Here is a 21429-nt window from a genome sequence, read left to right as displayed (position 1 = left end):
GGAGGACATAGAATTAGGTTCACATTTTTCTTAACCAGACCTTATGGGATTAAGTATTGCCCGCACAATGGATAGTCGCTCTAAGATTAAAAGTATCTGAATTTGTGTATTTGGTTACTTTCTATCTCTCTAAAAGACAATTCAATATCTTATACCAATTACTTCGTCCTATCTTTACCCCCAAAATTCCACTTCCCTGATTATATGGCGAAAAAGAAAAAAGGTAAAAGAAAACAAGGAGGCTTTGGTAGGCCAACGGATATCAAAGCATTGCAGAGAGCAGTCAGTGAATTATTCGACGAACATGCTGGCGATTCTTTTACCGTCAAGCAAATTTTTACAAAAACCGGAACCAGAGATAAGAACAGCAAACGTGAGGTGCTTAGTTATGTTTTAGATCTTGAACATGCTGGTGTATTGATTCAGAATCGCAATGGTTCTTTCCGAACGAAAGAGGAAAAAAGCACTAATAAGCTCATTGGAACTGTTGATCATGTCAATTCTCGATTTGCCTATGTGATCATAGATGGAGAGGATGAAGATATCTGGGTAAAGACTGATGACTTGATGTCTGCTATAGATGGTGATACTGTTGAGGTCATCAAGAAGCGAGGTCGTAAACATGGCGCCAAACCAGAAGGGAAGGTCATCAATATAATAGAGCGTAATAAGACTGAGTTTGTAGGGAAGATTGATATTCTACCAAAGTTTTCGTTCGTTACTCCAGATAATAGAAAGATACATGTAGATGTATTCGTATATCCAGAAAAAATAGCGGACGCCAAGCCCAATGACAAGGTACTCGTCAAAATAGATAAGTGGCACGGTGGACGGGATAAGAGTCCGATAGGTCATGTGGTAAAGGTTTTAGGTCAAGCAGGAGAAAATGAAGCCGAAATCCATTCTATCATGGCAGAGTTCGACTTGCCATTTGAGTTTCCGCATAATGTCGAAGCTGCTGCAGAAGAAATTGATATCGAAGTACCTAAGTCTGAAATAGAGAAGCGTCGAGATATGCGTGAGATTACGACCTTCACTATTGACCCTCTTGATGCAAAGGATTTTGATGATGCTATTTCGTTTAGAGAGATTAAAAAAGATTTGTACGAAATAGGCGTACATATCGCAGATGTATCTCATTATGTGACTCCAGACAGTACATTGGATGATGAAGCGATAGAGCGAGCAACTTCTGTTTATTTGGTAGACCGTACGATTCCTATGTTGCCAGAGAAGTTGTCCAATGGAGTTTGCTCCCTTCGTCCAAATGAAGATAAACTGACTTTCTCAGCAGTATTTGAGATAGATAATAATGCTAAGGTCAAAGGACATTGGTTTGGTAGAACGGTGATTCACTCAGACCGAAGGTTTACCTATGAAGAAGCTCAAGAGCGAATTGAATCAGGAGAGGGAGATTTTCAGGAAGAGATCAATACACTCAACCAGTTAGCGAAGAAGTTTAAAGCCAATAGGTTCAAAAAGGGAGCGATCAATTTTGAAACAGTGGAGGTCAAATTCAAACTGGATGAAGATGGAAAGCCATTAGGGATTATCCCAAAGGAAAGAAAAGATGCTCATAAACTAGTGGAGGAATTTATGCTTCTAGCTAATCGTTTTGTAGCAACAGAAGTATTTAATAGGAATAAGGGGGAGGATACATTTGTCTATCGTACCCATGATGACCCAGATCCAGAGAAGCTAGATTCATTTTCAAAATTTGCAGTGAAGTTCGGGCATAAAGTGAATGTCCATGGAGAGCTTTCCTCAGAGTTGAATAGTTTGATGGATGATATTCAAGGCAAGCCTGAGCAAAACGTTCTAGAATCTTTGGCGATTCGGGCTATGTCTAAGGCTGTCTATACTACCGAACCAAAAGGACATTTTGGATTGGCATTTCCTCATTATACACACTTTACTTCACCGATTCGTCGATATCCAGATGTAATGGTGCATAGATTGCTTCTGCACTATTTAGACAATAAAAGATCCCCAAAGCCAGAGGAATACAAAGAGCTTTGTTCGCATTCTTCAAGTAGGGAGAAACGAGCAGCAGATGCAGAGAGAGCTTCGATCAAATACAAACAGGTAGAATACATGCAATCTGTAGAAGGTAAAGAGTTCGAAGGAGTAATCTCAGGTGTGACAGAATGGGGGATATTCGTAGAAATCACAGAGACCAAGTGTGAAGGGATGGTTCGTGCTGCGAGCTTGACAGATGACTACTATGAATTTGATGAAAAGAACTATCGTATGATTGGTAGACGAAATAAAAGAATGTTTACTTTGGGCGATTCTGTCAATGTTACCGTAGTGGATACTAATATTGATAGAAGGACTATAGACCTAGAGTTTGTAGGTATGAAGGATGACGAGTATGACTTTTAGAGTGGGCTCGTTTTGACTCTCCTTAATTTCTACTAGGTAGGTTCCCGTTTTTTAATATTCCTCCCCACAGTTTACCAATCCGAAAACAAACAATTTGAATGACTGATCAAATTAAATTATTTCAAGAAAAGCTTAATGCCGAATTAGCCAAAATGGAATTCGGTAAAAAACCAACCGAGTTATACGAACCACTCAGATATACTCTTCGACAAGGAGGTAAGCGTATGAGACCGATACTGGCTGTCATGGCTTACTTGACCAAAAAACAGGATTGGGAGTCTATTATTGCTCCAGCACTTTCTATCGAATTGTTTCACAACTTTACTTTGATTCATGATGATATCATGGACGAAGCGCCACTGCGTCGAGGAAAGGAAACAGTATATAAAAAGTGGGATAGCAACATCGCAATTTTATCAGGTGATGCTTTGATGATTTTAGCATACGATTTGATGCTAGAAGCCGACTATGATGATATCAAATATCTAATTAAGCTCTTCAATAGGTGTGTAGTAGAAGTTTGTGAAGGCCAGCAGATGGATATGAATTTTGAGACTATAGATACTGTGCCTGAGGAGGATTATATCGAAATGATCAAGTTAAAGACTTCGGTATTACTCGGCTATAGTTTAGAAATGGGAGCTCTTTTAGCGGGAATGACTAAGGAGCAAGCCTTGAAGTTGAGAGAGTTTGGGATAAATATCGGTATAGGGTTTCAGCTAAAGGATGATTTGCTAGACGTCTATGGAGATACGGCTAAAGTTGGTAAACAAATAGGCGGAGATATTATCTCCAACAAGAAAACAATGCTCCTACTCAAGGCTCTTGAACTGGCAGATGAAAAAACTAAGGAAGACCTCGATGATCTGATTGCTGCTACTGATTTTGATCCCGTGAAGAAAGTCGATTCAGTCAAGGCTATTTACGCACAGCTAGGGATTAAGGAAATAGCAGAGGAAAAAATGAAGTATTATTTCGATCTAGGTTTTAAGCAGTTGGTGGAATTAAAGGATGAAGATCTGAACCTTGACCCGTTGATTGCATTTACACAGGCTTTGATTGACAGAGATCATTAATTTATGCTTTATATCACTCAGCTGATTTATATCAAAGACAACTGCGAAGAAGCTTTTTTGGAGTTTGAGTCTAAGGCAATACCATTACTTCAAGAATACGGAGGGAAGGTTATTCAGCGCATTCGGCCTACAGCAGATTCCTTTATAGAAGGAGAAGAATTGCGTCCCTACGAGATTCATATAGTATCAATGGAGTCAAAGGACAGGCTTAAGGAATTTGCTAATGATCCTCGGAGACAAGACTTCATACACCTGAAAGATGAGTCCGTGTCAGAGATATTGATGTTTATGGGAGAGAAAGTTTGATTGCTCTGTAGATTCTTAGCTTTTTATCATGATGAGTAGCATCTTAAAAGACTCAGTAGCCTCAAGAGCATGTGGGATATTGGCCGGCATCACGATCAGTTCACCTGCTGTCAGTTGATATTCTTTGCTATCTATTGTCACTTTACAACAGCCATCCACTATGTAAACTGTAGCATCAAATGGGGCTGTATGCTCACTTAAACTTTGTCCTTTGTCAAATGCAAATAGTGTTGTATTGCCACCTTGACTTTTTGTCAAAATTTTACTGACAGTAGCCTCTTCAGAGTAGGAAATTAAGTTTTTGAGAAGGAAGGTTTCAGAATGATTTATGGTGCTTTTATTCATAGAGATACAGTTTAAATGTCATTCTTCATAGAAGACAAAGCGGATAATTTGGACTCAAAGATGTGTGCAATAGACCTAGCCCTGAGTTTAGTTTGTTCAGTCACTTCTCCCTCGAATAGTGCATCTATATTTTCGACAAATAAACCTATCCATTGCTCGAAATGCTCCTTGTTGATTGGTAGAGGCTGGTGCACAGCGAAAGGATTTCCTTTAAAACCCTGCTTACCTAAAATCAAACCTTCCCAGAACTGATACATTCTAGGCAAATGCGAGTCCCAGTCTACTTTTGCAAAACCATTGAATACATCGGAAAGAAGAGGATTCTCATTGACCCTAGCATAAAAAGAATCCACCATGAGCTTGATGTCTTCTTCAGTTGAAATATCGTTTTTGATTGATTTCACGGCGTTTTCCATTTGTATTAGCAATTCTACACTTTATAGGATGACTCCTTTATGACTTATGTCATAAAAGAAGTTTACTAATGAAGTTCTCCGACCCAAGGGTACGGAATATCTTCGGAATTTTATTTAAAAGATCGGGGAATTAAACCCAATGAGCTATCGCTCTGCGATTAAAAATAATCTAGAGCATCAGCGAAGTATTTTCCTGCCTTCCAGTTTTATTTCGCCAGAGTCCGCCAATGTTTTGACAGTTCTGATGACAGTTTCTACTCGTATACCAAGAAGGTTTGATAGTTGCTGACGTGTGAGTTTGATATGGAAAGGGGTGTTTACTTGTCCATATTCAGCCTTTAGATGGTCAAAAAATGTTAAGAGTCGGTGCCTAGCATCGTGGCTAGAAATCTCTTTCATGATCATTGATTTGTACATCAGCCTTTTGGAAAGCATCGATGTAAATGTCAGATGCACCTCTGGATACTCTTTGAGTAGGAGGAATAATTTCTCCTTTCCTAGTTTGTAGAGAATAGAAGCTTTCTCAGTTTTAGCAGAGGCAGGATATCTGGCGTCATGAAATAATGGAGGCTCCCCAAAACTCTGTTCGTCTTGGAATGTACCCTGTACGAACTCTTTCCCTTCTTCATTGATATTGATCATTTTCACGCCACCTGATATGATCTGGTAATAGAATCTAGCCTGATCACCTTCTTGAAAGATAAAAGTGTCTTTAGCTAATTCAATTTTTGAAGGGCTGTATTGTTCTATTATATCTGAAGGGATCATTTTTTGTCGCTGACTGATGGTCTTAGCTTTTTTATCATCGATTTCAATCCTTTAGTCTCATCTTGAGAATAAACTCAACTACCAAGCATAATCAGATAGATACCAGCAATTATTCCTAGTAAAATCAATGCCTTCTTTCGTTTGTTTTTCTCTTTGAAGATAATTGCTCCTACGCCAAATGAAATGATTACGCTACTCCGTCTCAGTAGTGAGAGAATAGAAACTAAAGACTCCTCATAGGACAAGGCATAGAAGTATGCAAAGTCACCAAGTACTAGTACGATCCCAATCCAAGGAATTGTATTGCGCCAAGTAAACTTAGTCAGCTCCTTACGTTTTGGATACCAAAAAACTCCTAGTACAATAGCCATCACAGGTACTTGATAAAAGGAGAAGTAGGCCTGAATCGCCACTCGATTGTATAAGCCAATCAAGTATTTATCATAAAGGGTACTGAATGTGCCGATTAGTGTGGCTAGCATGATGAACCACACCCATTTATTCGATCGGAAGTGAATTCCTTCACTTTTGCCTGCTGATGAGAAAATATAGAAAAACACGAGGGCAATAGTCATTCCTATCCATTGCAATGTGCTGAGAGATTCTCCGAAGATAGTGATAGCACCTATCAGTGTCCATACTGGTCCAGTAGCACGTATCGGAGACACTATACTGATCGGGAGGTTCTTCAGAGCCATATAGGATAGTATCCAGGACGAAATGACAATAAAAGTCTTGATCAGAATATGAATGTGAAACTGGAAGTTGCCAGAAGGGATGTAGAAGTTAGGATACTGGTCAAAGCCTTTCACTGTCATAGACATAATCCATGGAGGTAGGAAAAGTAAGGCGGATGCGACAGTAGAAAAGAACAATACAGGCAATACGGCATTGTCATTGAGAGACTGCTTTTTGAGGATATCATAGATCCCGAGCCCTACGAGTGATACGATTCCAAGAAGTATCCACATATTGAATCAGTTTGAGCTCGCAATCTAGTCGAAATATCTTCTAGACTGTATTTAGAATTGATCGCTTAGGAATAGTTATAATTCTTATAGCTAATTCGAATGATATCGTATTACCTATTTAAGCGCATGGCGATTCATTTGTAATGGCATACTATTCTCTTTATAGATCATTGTTTAGGTTCAAGTACGCAGTGTTTACTATTAAGAAGCCTGTGTTTGTCTGAGAGTATGCTGTGTTTGACTTCAACCCCATTATGTTTGGAGTCAAGAGGCCTATGTTTGAGGTAGATGGCTCTATGTTTGAAATCAAGGAGTCTATGTTTGGCTGAGAGAGGTCTTTGCTTAAATTGGAGAGTACTATGTTTGAAATAGAGAGACTTGTGTTTGAGTCAGAGATGGCTGTGCTTGGTAAGCAGAAGTTATCTTCTTGAAAACTGTATTTGTTTATTTACGGGAAGACTTCAAAAAATAGAAAAAGGAGGACTACAGATTAGTCCTCCCAAAGCTTTAAGACTCTTCAATACCATGAAATGTAACGTAACCGATAAACTCAATTTGAGCAGGGGTTAAAGAGCTTGAATTTTCCGATACTTGACGTGTATCAACTGATGTGCTTTTCAAATTATTATTTGTGTGAACACATAGACCATTTACGTTTCGCATAACTTAAATGATGAAATGAATAAAAAGAAGATAGGTCACTGCGAAACGTATCAAAGCAATGCCTTGAATGGTCTTCGGGACTTGCACCCGTATGCCTATCCAATAACTTCTAGACTAAATCTCATTGAAAAAGGAGGACTACTGATTAGTCCCCCTAAAGTTTTAAGACTCTTCACTAATTCGTTCAAATCCTTCCCAGAGAATTTTCAAATCAAAAAGAGCAGACTTTTCATTTGTATCAAAGCACAGGTCCGTATGATACAGAGCAAAGTCATGAATCATCTTTAAAGACTTAATAAAATCTTCAATACCATGAAATGTAACGTAACCGATAAACTCAATTTGAGCTGGGGTTAAAGAGCTTGAACTTTCCGATACTTGACGTGTATCAACCGAAGTAACTGCCGAGCTTCCGTTCTGACAAATACTTTGACCATTCTGTGTTTGCATTTTGAAATGGGTTTAATTGAACAAAAAGAGGGAGAGTCACTGCAAACACATTCCAAGCGATGCTCAGATAGGTCTCGGGACTTTCACCCGTATGCTCTCCCAAGATTTTCTGTTTAAGACGTATTTCCGAATTATGCATCTGATAAATTAAAATGTGTTTGCATTTCAAAGATATGAATTTACTAGAAAGGGAAAGCTGATAATAGATGCTAAAACACTTACTTATTTTAAGCGCAAGTACAGTGATACAAGGATTTCATTAAGGTTAAAATCACTCTCAGACTTCAAACAATAAGGTCAATTGAAGGTCAGATGTAACGTCAGGTCAATCACACGTAGTCCTTAGTTGGTCACATGTAATGCATGGTTGATGAAATGTAACGTCTGGTTGATCGCATGTAATGCTTGGTTAATGAAATGTAACATCTGGTTGATCACATGTAATGCATGGTTGATGAAATGTAACGTCTGGTTGATCACATGTAATGCATGGTTGATGAAATGTAACGTCTGGTTGATCGCATGTAACCCTTGGTTGATCAATTGTAAGTTTATATGACCTTTCCATAAAGTTTACGTCTAGCTTTTGGTTGTCTTTTTGATGATAATCCCTCCATTCCTTTGTCAATAGAATCCGTATCTTCGGAACTTGTTATTATAATTTATAGATATGTCTTTGACCGTTATTTTGATCATAGTGACCGTGGTAGTCAGCTACTCCGCTTTTAAAAACCCTTCTTTAGCTCATCGGCTGGTCATGAATCCGGTGGCAGTGCGTCAAGGCCAGTGGTATCGAATGTTGACCTCAGGATTTGTTCATGGTAGCTGGGCACATCTTGGATTTAATATGTTTACCTTCTATTTCTTCGGGAGTAATGTAGAGTACATATTTCAATTCACTCAAGGAAGTCTGGGCGCTATATACTTTGTTGCATTTTATCTAATGGCAATCGTAGTCTCTGACCTCATCACGGTATTTAAGCAAAGTAATAATCCTGGCTACAACTCGCTCGGAGCCTCTGGAGGAGTTTCTGCAATTGTGTTTTGTAGTATTATGTTTTTTCCAACAGATAACATATGTCTTTACGGTTTTATATGTTTGCCAGGCTTCATCTTAGGAGGTATTTATATTGTTTATTCCTATATGAAAAGCGATTCGCTTTCAGATAATATCAATCATGATGCACATTTATACGGAGCTATTTTTGGATTAATTTTTAGTGTTTTGGTCGATCCAGAAGTGCTATCTCGGTTTGTTGATGAAATCTCTGTTTGGAGGCCATTTGCAGGGTTTTGATAAAAAAGGTTGATTATCAATCTCTTTGTGTAATATTTTGAATACATTCAACGTTGGGATATGTAGAATTACATATTCCGACCTCCCCTTATCATCCCGACTTATTTAACCATAAAAAAACAATGATGATATGTTTAAGCATTACACACTAATTCTAACCTTTCTCCTAAGTTCATTTGCATTCAGTGCCTTTTGTGAAGATGTAGAAGAACTAATCCGAAAAGATGTAAAATCTAAATATTCTAACGTCACGATTAAGAAAATTGAAAAGAAGCCTTGGGGAGTATATTGGGTATACACCAAGATTGATTGTCAATTTGGTGATGGAATCACACTGAGAGTAACATATGATTTAGATATAAAAATCACAGGAAATATGTATACGATCACCAATAAAGTGCCCGAGAAAATACTGAATAAAATCAAGATAGATTCACCTATCGGATGGTGCACTTATACAGATAATGGATCAGGTAGAGGCAATTATAGAATTCAGCATAAAAACGGTCAATATTCTTTGTTCAATGAAAAGTTGAAGCCAGTAGAAGTAGGAGAGATGGAGGATGATGTCGTATTGACACATCACATAAAGAAGGATATCTACAGCAGACTTAATGATGCTCAGATTATCTCAGGAAGAAAAAGCAAGGGTAACTTAGAACTGTATCAGTTTAGTATTGTTGCTAAAACTGCCAATGGTCATTATAACCCTGGCATGATCATATATACTCCAGATGGTGAATGGTCTAGGACCAACTATTACTTGAAAGACTATTTTAGACTTCCATTGGAACTACTCATGTATGTCAATGATAATGGTGGACTTGATACTTTCGGAGCGATCAATAAAGTAGAGCAAAAGGATAAGCCTACAGTATATGAAGTGACCTATCAGGATGGGAAAAAAGTTAGGCTTGATGAAGATTTAAATGTGATGTAATCAAATTACTTAGGCTACTATATACTAAAAAGGCGAATCTCGATCGAGATTCGCCTTTTTTATGAAGTAAAGTGAGCAATATCTAAGCTCCCCAATTAGCCTCAACACTTGAGAACACCTTCTCAATAATATCGCTTGCCCATGCGAATGGGTTTTTTCTTATTTTCTTTTCTTCCTCACCTACTAGATGAAAAAGTCCTCCAACTGCTTTCTCAGTAGCATAACCGTCTATCGACTCAGGAAGAGTGACACCTATGTAGTTGCTGATTGAAATGGGTTCTATTCCCGCAGCGGAATAGGCAAGTTTAAATGCCTGTGTTTCAAAAAAACTATCTATGTTCAGTTGATCTATAAGAAAATCCTCATCGATCATGAAATTCACAACACCCTCTACATCTTCATATATACCTAGTGCTTGCGTTTGTTCTAGTGCTGATCGTACATCTGGTTGAAAAGCTGAAACTAACGCTGTACTGGTATTGTCTTGAAAGTAAGCCGTCGCAGCCGTAGAGTCTCCTTGAAGAATATTCAAGCCATCCACTATGGACATGTTTACGATAGCATTTACGAAGATTGGCTTTGCTTTAGTAGCAGCAGATTCAGCACCTCTGTTCATTGCTTGTATCAGATCTTCGAATGGTTCGCCTTCCACACTATTGGCAGTAAGGTATGTATCCCAGATCGCACTGTATGGAATAGATACATCTCCAATGAATTTACTTACCCCTGAAAGTTCATCTACATCTGATAGCTTAAGAGAGCCCGTTTCAATTGTATTTTGCAGTTTTTTCACTTCTGTAGGAAGTAAAATTTTGATGATTTCATTCTTATAATATCCATTGACTGCGGAAGCTGAGACTACAGAATTATCGGTACCTACTTCAAGGGCTTCTTTGAGTCCTAGAATGATTTCTTCGTCAGAAAGACCATTGGACGATTCATTGATGATGTCTTCAAGTACATCACATGATGCTAATAAAAAAGGTAGGATTAATAGTGTGAAGTACTTTTTCATGTGTTTGTATTTTATACTCTTATTTAAATGCGTGTTTAATGGCTGAGACCTTTTATATACTAATTATCAAATAAGGCGGATAAGAAAAACTAAAACCTCTATATCTAAACAAAGAATTTTTCTGTTCAATATAATAACTGAAGTAAATAGAAAATATTTGCATCTACAAGAATAGAGTTTATCAAATCACAAGTTTTGAAATTTTCATTTTTTTATTCGTTCATCGTTGTTTGTATTTTGCTCATTGGTTGCGACACTGAAGACCTAGGAGATCAGTCAGCTAAGGAAGAGGAGCTATTCACTGCCATAAATAACTTCCGCAGTCAAAACAGCTTGGAGCCTTTGAAGTCAGAAAGGTATCTCTCTATAGAAGCAAGAATTCAAAGTCAGGAAATGGCGCTCGGGCAAATTAGATATTCTGGATTTCGTGCTGCAGGTTATGACGAGTTAGTCATCAGAATCAATCAGGAGCTAGGGACTGGTGAAGTGGAGGATATTCATCAAAAGGGAGCATTTGTGATTTCCGAAGTCACTACCGCATGGACTACCAACATTCGCCAAAAGAATATTCTATTGGGGCAGTTTACCCACGGAGGTACAGGTATATATCAGAATGAGGAGGGAGAGAGTTATTACTCCTTCATTTTATTCAATAAAAAGGAGTAATAACTTATAGTAAAAAGATCTTAGTCAACAATCAAGTGCCCTTCATGTGGAGCGAAGTACGGAAGGACTTCGATATCCCTGCCAGCATCAAGTCTTCTTGTTGATGTCGCATTTCCAGTGATTAGTTGGATAGCTCTAGACAGAAGAGGCTCAGATTCGTCACCTAATTTTACTAAGTAATCGAAGTCAGAAAACTCTTTAAGGATATTTTCAGACTTAGGAGTAAAACCATCAGCATAGTCTGAGTTTCCATTAGAATTTGCAATCTTCAGCACGATAGGCAAAAGTCCGTAGTCATTTTCATCATTCTCAGTATCCTCTATCGGGATTGAACCTACGTTTTTCCCAACTGTCGTTTCTCCTATTAAAGTTATATCCATATATGGAAGTAAACCATTGATCATTAGTTCACTGGCAGAGGCTGTTCTCCTACCTGTAATAATATAGAGTCTTTCAATTCCAATATTGTTAGCCTCGACTGTGAAAAAGCCTCTTGTCTCTTCATTTTCTTGTTTAAAGAATGCTTCTAATAGATCGTTGAATTGATTGTGATAAAATACACTTTTGTCAGTCACACCTGGGGCAATCAAACTAGCTAAATTGGTAGCAGAAGAAATAGATCCACCACTATTGTATCTTAAATCTAAAACTAGATCGGTAATGCCTTCACTATTAAATTCTCCAAATACAGCATCTACCTGATCATCATAGTTGTCACCCTGTCCTCCGTTTGAAAAGAAGTTATATACCAAATAACCAATTTTATGATCACCATCAGTGATCACTTTGTTCATGAAAATAGGGTTTTCGGCGTATTCTACAGTACTTACAGAAAACGTCCCTCGTACAGCATATTGACTTCCGTTCCATCTAGATACGGTCAAAGTATGAGCTTCAGATGTCTCACCAAGCAATTCGGAATAATTATCCAAATTCATTTCCTTATCGTTAATCTCAATGAAAACATCCCCTCGTTTGAGAGCGGAAGTTTCTGCTGGAGAATTTGGTTTGATGTAAGTGATAATTCCAACTACCTGTTCGCTGGTCGAGCTGGTTCTACTAAGAATGAATTCATATCCACCCTCCTTTGTGACTCCATTTAGACCATTAATTAATTCATCATAGTTGGGAGCGATATATGAAAATCTATCTTCTGAATCGATCAACGTTTCAAAATATTCTTCAGGGTCACTTGTTGAAGCCTTGTAAGATGGAAGGTTATCTGTCCAGTAATACACTTCATCCATCACATCGTAGATCCATTCGTTTATGTCTTCATTAAGATCTTTTTGCTTTTGTTCAGCTTCTAGTTGCTCTTGTGCTGCAATTTCTTCAGCAGTCAAACTTTCATCTTCACTACATGATGTGAATAGAGTTACTAGAACCAAAAGGCCTAGTAGGTTTTTTATCAGATACTTCATACTACTTTTTATTTTCAATGTAACTTAAATAATCCCCCGACTCTATTTGATACATACCAATAGTCGGCTGGTTGAAAAAATACACCCACGATTCGGTCGTTTGTGAATTCAAAGATACTCTAACTCTTTTACGAACGAATTCAGAGGCATCAAGATTGTCTTCATAATATCCTTCGTACTCATCTAACTTCTCAAGAGTAGTCGTCATATCTCCTGTGAGTCTTACCACTTGACCATGAACTACGTTCTTAGTATCGTCCGTTGGGATTACCCCAGGATACCAAGAGATCTCATATAGCTTACCCAAAATGGTGGCTGGACCTACTAATTCAGATCGTTCCTTTAAATAAAGAGCATATTCGTTCTCATTGTCTTGTAGTAGTGATCCATATATGAATAACAAATCTGTCATTTAAATGATTCCTTGATATTGGAAAGTTGAGTAGTTCCCATCTCGATTCCCTCTACATCAGCAATTATAAGCATTAGCTTGTTTTTCATCTCTTTGAGCTGGTATGACTTAGGGTGACCCTGTACGTACGTCATTAGTTGGCCAAATACCGGAGAAGTATAGTAAGAGTCATTTGTTTGAGGAGGGAAATAACACCTCATCCTATTATTTTTCATTATTAAACGTTCAAAGCCAAGTTCTATTGCCACCCAACGGAGCCTAACTGTTTTGAATAAGTCAACAACTGGTTGTGGGAGTTTACCAAATCGATCCTCTACAGATATCATGAACATCTTCAATTCTCCTTCATTCTTGATTTCATCAATTTGAGTATATAGAGCGAGTCTTTCAGTGATGTTTTTGACATAGTCTTCAGGAATCAATATTTCAAGGTCGGTCTCGATCACACAGTCATTTACAAATGCTTTAGGTAAAGTATCTTCTTCATCTGCAAATAATTCTTTGAATTCGTTTCCTTTTAAGTCTTGGACAGCTTCATCGAGTATTTTATGATACATATCAAATCCAATGTCTGAAATAAACCCACTTTGCTCGCCACCTAGAAGGTTTCCAGCTCCTCGTATGTCAAGATCTCTCATCGCTACCTTGAACCCGTCTCCTAGATCCGAAAACTCTTCAAGAGCACTCAGTCTTTTGCGCGAGTCTGACGATAAGTGAGAGGTAGGAGGAGTGATCAAGTAACAGAATGCCTTTTTATTAGATCGTCCTACACGCCCTCTCATCTGATGGAGGTCTGATAATCCGAAGTTCTGCGCATTGTTGATGATAATCGTATTCGCATTTGGAATATCTAGGCCAGACTCTATGATATTGGTAGATACCAATACATCGTATTCACCTTCGATGAACTTAAGCATTGTCTTTTCAAGCTGTTGACCATCCATTTGTCCATGTGCGACACCGACTCTTGAATCAGGCACAAGTCTATGAATGATATTGGCTATACTATCAATGTCATTAACACGGTTGTGTACAAAGAAAACCTGTCCACCTCTACGCAGTTCAAAGCTGATAGCGTCTCTTGTAAACTCTTCACTAAATACATGAAGTTCAGTCGTGACAGGTTGTCTGTTCGGAGGAGGAGTAGATATTATACTTAAATCTCTTGCTCCCATCAGAGAGAAGTGTAATGTTCTAGGAATCGGAGTCGCTGTCAGTGTAAGAGTATCCACGTTCACTTTTATTTCTTTCAGCTTATCCTTGATTTTTACACCAAACTTTTGCTCTTCATCGATTACTAATAAACCAAGGTCTTTGAATTGAACATCTTTATTGACAATTCTATGAGTTCCTACTAAGATGTCTACCTTACCTTCTTTGACGTCGGCAAGTACACTTTTAATATCCTTGGTAGTTCTAAATCGATTGATGTACTCCACCCTTATAGGAAGATTAGACATTCTGTCTTTGAAGGATTTATAGTGCTGCATTGCTAAGATGGTCGTAGGTACTAATACTGCTACCTGTTTGCCATTGTCAGCAGCTTTGAAAGCTGCACGCATAGCCACTTCTGTTTTACCAAATCCTACATCACCACAAACCAATCGATCCATTGGGTGAGCCTTTTGCATGTCTATTTTGACGTCCTCAGATGCCTTACCTTGATCAGGTGTATCTTCATACATGAAGGATGTCTCTAGCTCCGCTTGAAGGTAACTATCTTCTCCAAAAGCAAATCCAGGAGCTGCTTTTCTTTTCGCATATAAAGCAATCAACTCCTTGGCAATGTCCTTGACTTTACTCTTTACTTTTTTCTTCTTGTTTTCCCATTCTGGAGAACCAAGCTTGCTCACTTGTGGCGGAATGGATTCTTTGCCACTATATTTAGATATTTTATGCAAGGAATGAATACTTACGTATAGCAAGTCATCATCTCGATAGATCAGCCTGATAGCTTCTTGTTGATTACCATTGACATCGATGGTGTCAAGACCTGCAAATCTTCCAATACCATGATCTATATGGGTGACAAAATCTCCTGGGTTCAGTGATCGAAGCTCTTTAAGAGTAAGTGCTTTTGATTTTGAATGTTTACGTCGGATTTTGTATCTGTGAAACCTTTCAAAGAGCTGATGATCAGTGTAGCATAGCATTCGAGTCTTCTTATCAATAAACCCTTCTCTGAGTCCAGCTATCAAGCTACCAAACTTGATAAAAGGATTAACTTCTTCAAAAATAGACGTTAATTGACCAATAGGCTTTTCTGATTCAGAAGCAACAACGGTAGTAAAACCCTGCTCTTGATGTTTTTCTAAATCCTCAGCTATTAGCTCAAAATTCTTATTGAAAGAAGGTTGGGCAGCAGTATCGAATGGGATCTCAGTCCCACCTTTGGTGTAGAACCGATTTCCAAATTCTATTTTAACATAAGCCTCAATCGAGTTAGTAAAGGTTTTAGAAGTCTCAAACAGTTGTTCAGGCTTCATGGAGATATTTGAGTCACCACTAGCTTCCATTATTTCATCGAAACTTGCATTGGCTTGTTCGAAGGATTTGTCAATTATATCTAGCGTGTTTTGAAGGTCTTTCACCCAAACTTTTGAATTATTGGGAATATAATCCATGAATGATTGGCGTTCTTCCTCTAGTAGTTTTGTCTGGACATTAGGGATGATATGAACTACTTTCAGAGAATCCTTCGACAATTGTGTGTCAGGATCGAAAGTTCTGATACTTTCTATTTCGTCTCCAAATAACTCAAGCCTGTAAGGTAGTTCTCCAGCATAAGAATATACATCGACGATGCCACCACGAATGGCAAATTGACCTGGTTCATATACGAAATCGTCTTGAACGAAATCATATTCATGCAAAAGGTCAGTAAGAAAGGCTGTATCTACACTTTCGCCCACTTTCGCTGTGAACGTATTTTTGACAAGTGACTTTTTGTTGATCACCTTCTCCGTAAGTGCTTCTGGATATGTCACAATGAGTTCTCCATTAGAAGACTTATTGTTGATTCGGTTAAGAATCTCAGCCCGCATCAGAATGTTGGCATTTTCAGTCTCTTCAAACTGATAGGGGCGCTTGTAGGATGAAGGGAACAATAAGACTTCTTTATCACCTACAAGGTTTTGTAGATCATTATGAAAATATGCCGCCTCTTCTTTCTCATGAAGAATAAAGATATGATTTTGATGATTGAGCTGATAGATTGAGGCTGCCACGATAGCATCTAGACTACCCAATAATCCTTTTATTCTCAAGTTCGTATGCTCATTAGGTTTAATGAGTTCTGCTAGGCTTTTAATTTCCGCTTCAGCCTTATAGATCGATAGTAATTCTTTGGTGTTCACTTCCTTTCTGCACTATTTGCGGCAAAACTATGTCAATTCACGACGATTTTGACTAATGTTTTGACTATCAAAAAACTTTTTGTCGGATATGGCAACTTTTCGCTTAACATTCAGTTAATACAATCAATTAGTAATAATGTTTTAGTTAGTACAATTCTTGACGAGCCAATCGGGCAAGTCAAAATTAAGTTAAGGTTAGGTTAGTGAGCTCGCCCCGCTGTTGGTACCAGCGGGGCGAGTCATTTTTAGGCAAATCAAAATTAATTTCTTAGCTGTAATATACTTTCACTTCTATTCCACCATTCCTTATACATTTGCGAATGAAGCTCTCGGTCTCTGAGGCACGAGGAGTCTTCGGAATTTTATTTAAGCTGGAGGGTTAAGCAGGCATTCGCTCTGAGATTAAACCTTAAAAAACTTTACATATGAATTGGGAAACCGTCAAAGAATTTGAAGACATCACTTATAAAAAGTCTAACGGTGTAGCAAGAATTGCATTTAACAGGCCCAACGTTAGAAATGCATTTCGACCAAAGACAACTTCTGAGCTGTACGATGCTTTTTATGACGCATACGAAGACACTTCTATTGGGGTAGTTTTACTTAGCGCAGAAGGGCCATCTACCAAAGATGGTGTTTATTCATTCTGTAGTGGAGGTGATCAGAAGGCTCGTGGGCATAAAGGATACGTCGGAGAGGACGGAAGACATCGTTTGAATATTCTAGAAGTTCAGAGATTGATACGTTTTATGCCCAAGGTTGTGATTGCCGTGGTTCCAGGATGGGCTGTAGGAGGAGGTCATAGTTTGCACGTTGTTTGTGACTTGACATTGGCCAGCAAAGAGCATGCAATTTTCAAGCAGACAGATGCGGATGTTACCTCATTCGATGGAGGGTATGGATCGGCATACTTGGCTAAAATGGTAGGTCAGAAGAAAGCTCGTGAGATATTCTTTCTTGGAAGAAACTATTCTGCTCAGGAAGCCTATGAAATGGGAATGGTCAATGCCGTAATTCCACATGCTGAACTGGAAGATACTGCCTATGAATGGGCACAAGAAATCTTAGCAAAATCACCTACTTCTATAAAGATGCTAAAGTTTGCTATGAACTTGACGGATGATGGTATGGTAGGTCAGCAAGTTTTCGCTGGTGAAGCTACCAGATTAGCATATATGACGGATGAGGCTAAAGAAGGTCGTAATGCCTTTCTCGAAAAGAGAAAGCCAAACTTTGGAGACGATCAGTGGGCACCTTGCTAAACTTCCAACAACTCTAATTGAGATTTCAGTTTGTCTAGAGATGAACTGAAATCTATTTTGTTGTCATTTTCACTATTATCGATCACGATATCTGCTGATTCTCTGCTTGGGAGCACATATTTTTCATAAGTAGGCCATACATGATGCTCAAATCTGTATTTGACATCGTTTAAATCATACCCACGCTCTACTGCATCACGTTTTATTCTACGTTCGACCATCACATTCTTAGGGCAGTCTATATAGACTGTTATGTCCATTTGTTTACTTATCTGGGTATGATAGAATACAAACAAACCTTCAACTATAATGATTGGCTTTGATGAGATGTGTATGTGATTAGGTTTACTCTCTTTGTTATTGAATGTATATTCTTCTAGTATAACAGGCTCTCCCTTGATGAGCTTTTTGAGGTCATTAGCGAATGCATCGTGATTGATTGCAGAGGGGAGGTCAAAGTTTTCGATTCCTTGATCATCTTTAGTTTGTTCCTCAATAGGCTTATAGTAATTGTCTTGAGACAAAACTGTCACCTTTTCTTCTCCAAGAGCTTGCTTCAGCAGATGTAAAATAAACGTCTTGCCTGATCCACTTCCTCCAGTAAGTCCAATTATTATTGGTCTATTCATGATTTTTCTTTTCGGACGGCTAATCTATTCTCAACTGTAATAAAGTCATAGTTCAAAGCATCATATCATTCAATCTATTTGAGTAAATTAGAAAAAACTAAAGATCCCTTCTCTATGAGCGAACAACACAAAGGACAAATCGAAGATATTTTAAAAGACTTGGGTAGGAAGATTGATGAATTGATCGAGAAAGCAAAAACTGCCAAGGATGAAGTGAGAGATGATATTGATAAAAAAATTACCGTCCTGAAAAGTCGTAAAAAAGACCTAGAGGATGAATATTATGACTTCAAAGAAAAAAACGAGGATAAGTGGGCTGAAGTAAAAGATCACTTGAGTAGTGCCGCTGCTGAAATTAAGTTGGCAGCGGAAGCGGCATTTAAGAAAAGCTAACAGCAAGATCGCTGTTGACTAAAGCATCTGTTGTACTAGTTTTGCTGTCACAAGTAGAATGAAATATGGCGGCGATAGCACTTTCTGTAGAAAAACTCACTAAAAGCTTCAATGAAAAGCAACTGTTCAATGATATAACCTTTGGAATTGATCAGGGGCAAAAAGTAGCCTTAGTAGGTGTGAATGGTTGTGGCAAGTCCACATTGTTAAATGTCATAGCAGGGCAAGAACAGCAGGATGCTGGAATCGTTTCTTTTCAGAAAGATCTGAAAATCGCATACCTAGATCAGGCTCCAGATCTTAGTGAATTTCATACTATTCTTGATTCAATTTTTGACGCTTCTCATCCTGAAGCTAAGCTTCTAAACGAATATTGGAAGTTGGTAGAAAAATCAAGTCCTACTGAAGCTGATCAAGAAAAGCTTCAAGAGTTAATCACTCAGATAGATGGACTGAATGCCTGGGATTATGAGTTTAGACTCAAAGAAATATTAGGTAAACTTGGAATTAATAATCTTGAGAGGCCAATTGTAGAACTTTCAGGAGGGCAACAAAAACGAATTGCTTTGGCAAAAGCGATGCTTGGAGAGCCTGATTTCTTAATCCTCGATGAGCCAACAAACCATCTTGACCTTGATATTATAGAATGGCTGGAAGAATACTTAGCTGCACAAAACCTTGGACTTTTGATGGTGACACATGATCGTTACTTCTTAGATAAAGTGTGCAATGAAATCATCGAAATAGACAAAGGGAATTTATTTAGGTACAAAGGGACTTATGCAGACTATCTTGAAAAAAAGGGTGAGGCACTGGAAAATGCGAAGACTGTACGTGATAAAGCTAGAAACTTATTAAGTAAAGAATTAGAGTGGATGCGTCGTCAGCCAAAGGCTCGTGGAACTAAGGCCAAATACCGAATTGACGCCTTTCATGATACGAAGAAGAAAGCTAAAGTTGATTTGAGCACTTCAGAGCTTGAGATCAAAATTTCAGGTAAACGTCAAGGAAAGAAAATTCTGGAGCTTAACAAAATTGCAAAGGCGTGGGAAGGTAAAAATATGTTCAAAGACTTTTCACACATCTTTACTCGAGGAGAGAAGGTGGGGATAGTAGGATATAATGGTACTGGAAAGTCTACATTCCTTAATGTAGTGACCCAAACAATTACTCCTGATGCTGGAGAAATAGATCTAGGGGTAAATACACTTTTTGGTTATTACAAGCAAGATACAATACAGGAGGAACCAGGTAAGACTGTGTTGGAGAGTATTCAAGAGGTGGCAGAAGTTATTACACTAGATGATGGTAGTGTCGTCACGGCATCACAATTACTTAATCAGTTTTTATTTGATCCAAAAGTTCAGCATTCGCACATAGCAAAACTAAGTGGGGGAGAGAAGCGAAGGTTGCAGCTTTTAAAGGTTTTGATGGCCAATCCTAATTTCCTTATTCTCGATGAGCCAACGAATGACTTGGATATAGTCACTTTGAATATTCTAGAAGACTACCTTCAAAATTTTTCAGGGTGTTTGTTGATAGTATCTCACGACAGGTATTTCATGGATAAGTTGGTTGATCACTTATTTGTGTTTGACCATAGTGATGTAATTCGTGATTTCCCAGGAAACTACACTGACTATCGAGTAGAACAGAAAGAAAAGAAAAAGGAGGCTCAGTCTAGCTCGAATGTGTCTCAGGAAAAGACCAATACTAAAACTAGAGAATCTGAAAAGAAAAAGCTGACCTATAAAGAACAACAGGAATTCAAGAAGATCGAAGATCAAATGCCAAAGTTAGAGACGCGAAAAGAAGAACTGAATCAGTTACTGAATTCTGGTGAAACCGATCACGTTAAACTTACAGAATGGTCACAGGAAATAGAAAATTTACAAAATGACCTTGATGAGATGGAAATGCGCTGGCTAGAATTGTCTGAGTACTTGTAATAAAACCAATGCTGAAATCACTTACTTTATCTAGAACTTAATCTAAACGAATAATAAGAATCTACACGATTATGAACAAAGTACTTAAAAAATCCCATGACAAAGTATTAGCAGGTGTATGTGGTGGACTAGCCGAATATTTTGGTCTAGACCTTACATTGGTCAGAATAGGCTATGTGTTGATTTCACTGTTATCTGCAGCTTTTCCAGGACTCCTGATTTATGTAATTCTTTGGATAATAATGCCTGATTAGCGTTTGAACTTTAATTAGAAGTCTTATTTTCAACTAATTACATTCTATGCTTTGCTTCCTTATTGGGTTTTAATACCTTTGCGATCCTTTTTCGGAAGGATCATCATAAATCATGCTATGGCAAAAACCATGGCGATATCTTAAAACAATAGAAAAATGAAACAAGATATTCATCCAGAATACAAAGAGGTCATCTTTTTTGACACGTCAAGTGATTTTAAATTCTTGACTAAGTCTACGATCTCTTCAGGAGAGACTATGAAATGGGAAGACGGTAACGAGTACCCAGTAATCAAAGTCGAAGTTAGTTCTGCTTCTCACCCATTCTACACAGGTAAAAAACTATTTGTGGATACTGCTGGTAGAGTTGAGAAATTCAACAAGAGATACAAGAAAAAGTAATTTTTATATCTCATTACAGAGACCAAAAGTCTTCAATAACGATGAATTCGGAA

22 protein-coding genes are annotated in these 21429 nt (G+C 38.1%); 11 read left to right on the top strand and 11 right to left on the bottom strand.

Features of this window, described 5'->3' with window-relative positions:
* Nucleotides 1–204: 204 nt before the first annotated feature.
* From rnr to DKG80_RS15990, 3 genes are all read left to right on the top strand, one after another.
* Complete coding sequence (gene rnr / locus DKG80_RS16000) at nt 205–2385, top strand: ribonuclease R (protein ID WP_109832372.1); 2181 nt, start codon at nt 205–207, stop codon at nt 2383–2385.
* Between the two features lie 98 nt (nt 2386–2483).
* On the top strand, nt 2484–3461 hold the full coding sequence (locus DKG80_RS15995; RefSeq protein ID WP_109832371.1) for a polyprenyl synthetase family protein: 978 nt from the start codon (nt 2484–2486) through the stop codon (nt 3459–3461).
* 3 nt (nt 3462–3464) lie between these two features.
* Nucleotides 3465–3767 carry a DUF1330 domain-containing protein gene (locus DKG80_RS15990; RefSeq protein WP_109832370.1) on the top strand — a complete coding sequence of 101 codons (303 nt, stop codon included), beginning with the start codon at nt 3465–3467 and terminating at the stop codon, nt 3765–3767.
* Nucleotides 3768–3782: 15 nt separating this feature from the next.
* Here DKG80_RS15990 and DKG80_RS15985 read toward each other — a convergent pair whose 3' ends face one another.
* From DKG80_RS15985 to DKG80_RS21190, 6 genes are all read right to left on the bottom strand, one after another.
* Nucleotides 3783–4112 carry a cupin domain-containing protein gene (locus DKG80_RS15985; RefSeq protein ID WP_109832369.1) on the bottom strand — a complete coding sequence of 110 codons (330 nt, stop codon included), beginning with the start codon at nt 4110–4112 and terminating at the stop codon, nt 3783–3785.
* An 11-nt stretch (nt 4113–4123) separates the two neighbouring features.
* Nucleotides 4124–4528: a group III truncated hemoglobin gene (locus DKG80_RS15980; protein ID WP_185140175.1), complete on the bottom strand. Its 405-nt coding sequence runs from the start codon at nt 4526–4528 to the stop codon at nt 4124–4126.
* A gap of 177 nt (nt 4529–4705) precedes the next feature.
* Nucleotides 4706–5296 carry a Crp/Fnr family transcriptional regulator gene (locus DKG80_RS15975; protein ID WP_109832368.1) on the bottom strand — a complete coding sequence of 197 codons (591 nt, stop codon included), beginning with the start codon at nt 5294–5296 and terminating at the stop codon, nt 4706–4708.
* Between the two features lie 74 nt (nt 5297–5370).
* Complete coding sequence (locus DKG80_RS15970; protein WP_109832367.1) at nt 5371–6267, bottom strand: EamA family transporter; 897 nt, start codon at nt 6265–6267, stop codon at nt 5371–5373.
* 825 nt (nt 6268–7092) lie between these two features.
* A complete protein-coding gene (locus DKG80_RS15965; protein WP_109832366.1) occupies nt 7093–7380 on the bottom strand; it encodes a hypothetical protein in 288 nt (95 codons plus the stop codon).
* A 342-nt stretch (nt 7381–7722) separates the two neighbouring features.
* Complete coding sequence (locus DKG80_RS21190) at nt 7723–7923, bottom strand: hypothetical protein (RefSeq protein WP_162555924.1); 201 nt, start codon at nt 7921–7923, stop codon at nt 7723–7725.
* Between the two features lie 127 nt (nt 7924–8050).
* Between DKG80_RS21190 and DKG80_RS15960 the strand changes: the two genes are divergently transcribed.
* Nucleotides 8051–8677, top strand: coding sequence for a rhomboid family intramembrane serine protease (locus DKG80_RS15960; protein ID WP_109832365.1), 627 nt, complete (start codon nt 8051–8053; stop codon nt 8675–8677).
* Nucleotides 8678–8807: 130 nt separating this feature from the next.
* Nucleotides 8808–9617, top strand: a complete 810-nt coding sequence (locus tag DKG80_RS15955) for a hypothetical protein (RefSeq protein WP_109832364.1) — start codon at nt 8808–8810, stop codon at nt 9615–9617.
* A gap of 82 nt (nt 9618–9699) precedes the next feature.
* Here the strand turns inward: DKG80_RS15955 and DKG80_RS15950 are convergent, their stop codons facing one another.
* Entirely contained in the window at nt 9700–10632 is a 933-nt protein-coding gene (locus tag DKG80_RS15950) for a DUF4197 domain-containing protein (RefSeq protein WP_109832363.1), read from the bottom strand.
* 195 nt (nt 10633–10827) lie between these two features.
* Here DKG80_RS15950 and DKG80_RS15945 point away from each other — a divergent pair, with 195 nt between their 5' ends.
* Nucleotides 10828–11298, top strand: a complete 471-nt coding sequence (locus DKG80_RS15945) for a CAP domain-containing protein (RefSeq protein WP_162555923.1) — start codon at nt 10828–10830, stop codon at nt 11296–11298.
* Between the two features lie 20 nt (nt 11299–11318).
* Here the strand turns inward: DKG80_RS15945 and DKG80_RS15940 are convergent, their stop codons facing one another.
* From DKG80_RS15940 to mfd, 3 genes are read right to left on the bottom strand one after another with little or no spacing between them, the layout of a single operon-like run.
* The gene (locus tag DKG80_RS15940) at nt 11319–12719 is read right to left on the bottom strand and encodes a S41 family peptidase (RefSeq protein WP_109832361.1); all 1401 of its coding nucleotides are present in this window, start codon (nt 12717–12719) and stop codon (nt 11319–11321) included.
* A gap of 1 nt (nt 12720) precedes the next feature.
* The gene (locus DKG80_RS15935; RefSeq protein WP_109832360.1) at nt 12721–13131 is read right to left on the bottom strand and encodes a gamma-glutamylcyclotransferase family protein; all 411 of its coding nucleotides are present in this window, start codon (nt 13129–13131) and stop codon (nt 12721–12723) included.
* Nucleotides 13128–16487 carry a transcription-repair coupling factor gene (mfd, locus tag DKG80_RS15930; RefSeq protein ID WP_109832359.1) on the bottom strand — a complete coding sequence of 1120 codons (3360 nt, stop codon included), beginning with the start codon at nt 16485–16487 and terminating at the stop codon, nt 13128–13130. Before mfd ends, DKG80_RS15935 begins: the two co-directional genes overlap by 4 nt.
* Before the next feature lie 425 nt (nt 16488–16912).
* Here mfd and DKG80_RS15925 point away from each other — a divergent pair, with 425 nt between their 5' ends.
* A complete protein-coding gene (locus tag DKG80_RS15925; RefSeq protein WP_109832358.1) occupies nt 16913–17749 on the top strand; it encodes a 1,4-dihydroxy-2-naphthoyl-CoA synthase in 837 nt (278 codons plus the stop codon).
* Here DKG80_RS15925 and DKG80_RS15920 read toward each other — a convergent pair.
* On the bottom strand, nt 17746–18378 hold the full coding sequence (locus DKG80_RS15920) for a uridine kinase family protein (protein ID WP_109832357.1): 633 nt from the start codon (nt 18376–18378) through the stop codon (nt 17746–17748). The genes DKG80_RS15925 and DKG80_RS15920 overlap by 4 nt on opposite strands.
* Nucleotides 18379–18492: 114 nt before the next feature.
* On the opposite strand from DKG80_RS15920, the gene DKG80_RS15915 reads away from it, so the two are divergent.
* From DKG80_RS15915 to DKG80_RS15900, 4 genes are all read left to right on the top strand, one after another.
* A complete protein-coding gene (locus DKG80_RS15915; protein ID WP_109832356.1) occupies nt 18493–18771 on the top strand; it encodes a sll1863 family stress response protein in 279 nt (92 codons plus the stop codon).
* 65 nt (nt 18772–18836) lie between these two features.
* Complete coding sequence (locus tag DKG80_RS15910; RefSeq protein WP_109832355.1) at nt 18837–20720, top strand: ABC-F family ATP-binding cassette domain-containing protein; 1884 nt, start codon at nt 18837–18839, stop codon at nt 20718–20720.
* Nucleotides 20721–20791: 71 nt separating this feature from the next.
* Complete coding sequence (locus DKG80_RS15905) at nt 20792–20974, top strand: PspC domain-containing protein (protein ID WP_221409144.1); 183 nt, start codon at nt 20792–20794, stop codon at nt 20972–20974.
* Nucleotides 20975–21130: 156 nt separating this feature from the next.
* Nucleotides 21131–21376: a type B 50S ribosomal protein L31 gene (locus DKG80_RS15900; protein WP_109832353.1), complete on the top strand. Its 246-nt coding sequence runs from the start codon at nt 21131–21133 to the stop codon at nt 21374–21376.
* The last annotated feature ends 53 nt before the right edge of the window (nt 21377–21429 follow it).

Source organism: Reichenbachiella versicolor, from assembly GCF_003171675.1.
GTDB lineage: Bacteria > Bacteroidota > Bacteroidia > Cytophagales > Cyclobacteriaceae > Reichenbachiella > Reichenbachiella versicolor.
This window is presented reverse-complemented; position numbering and strand designations above follow the sequence as displayed.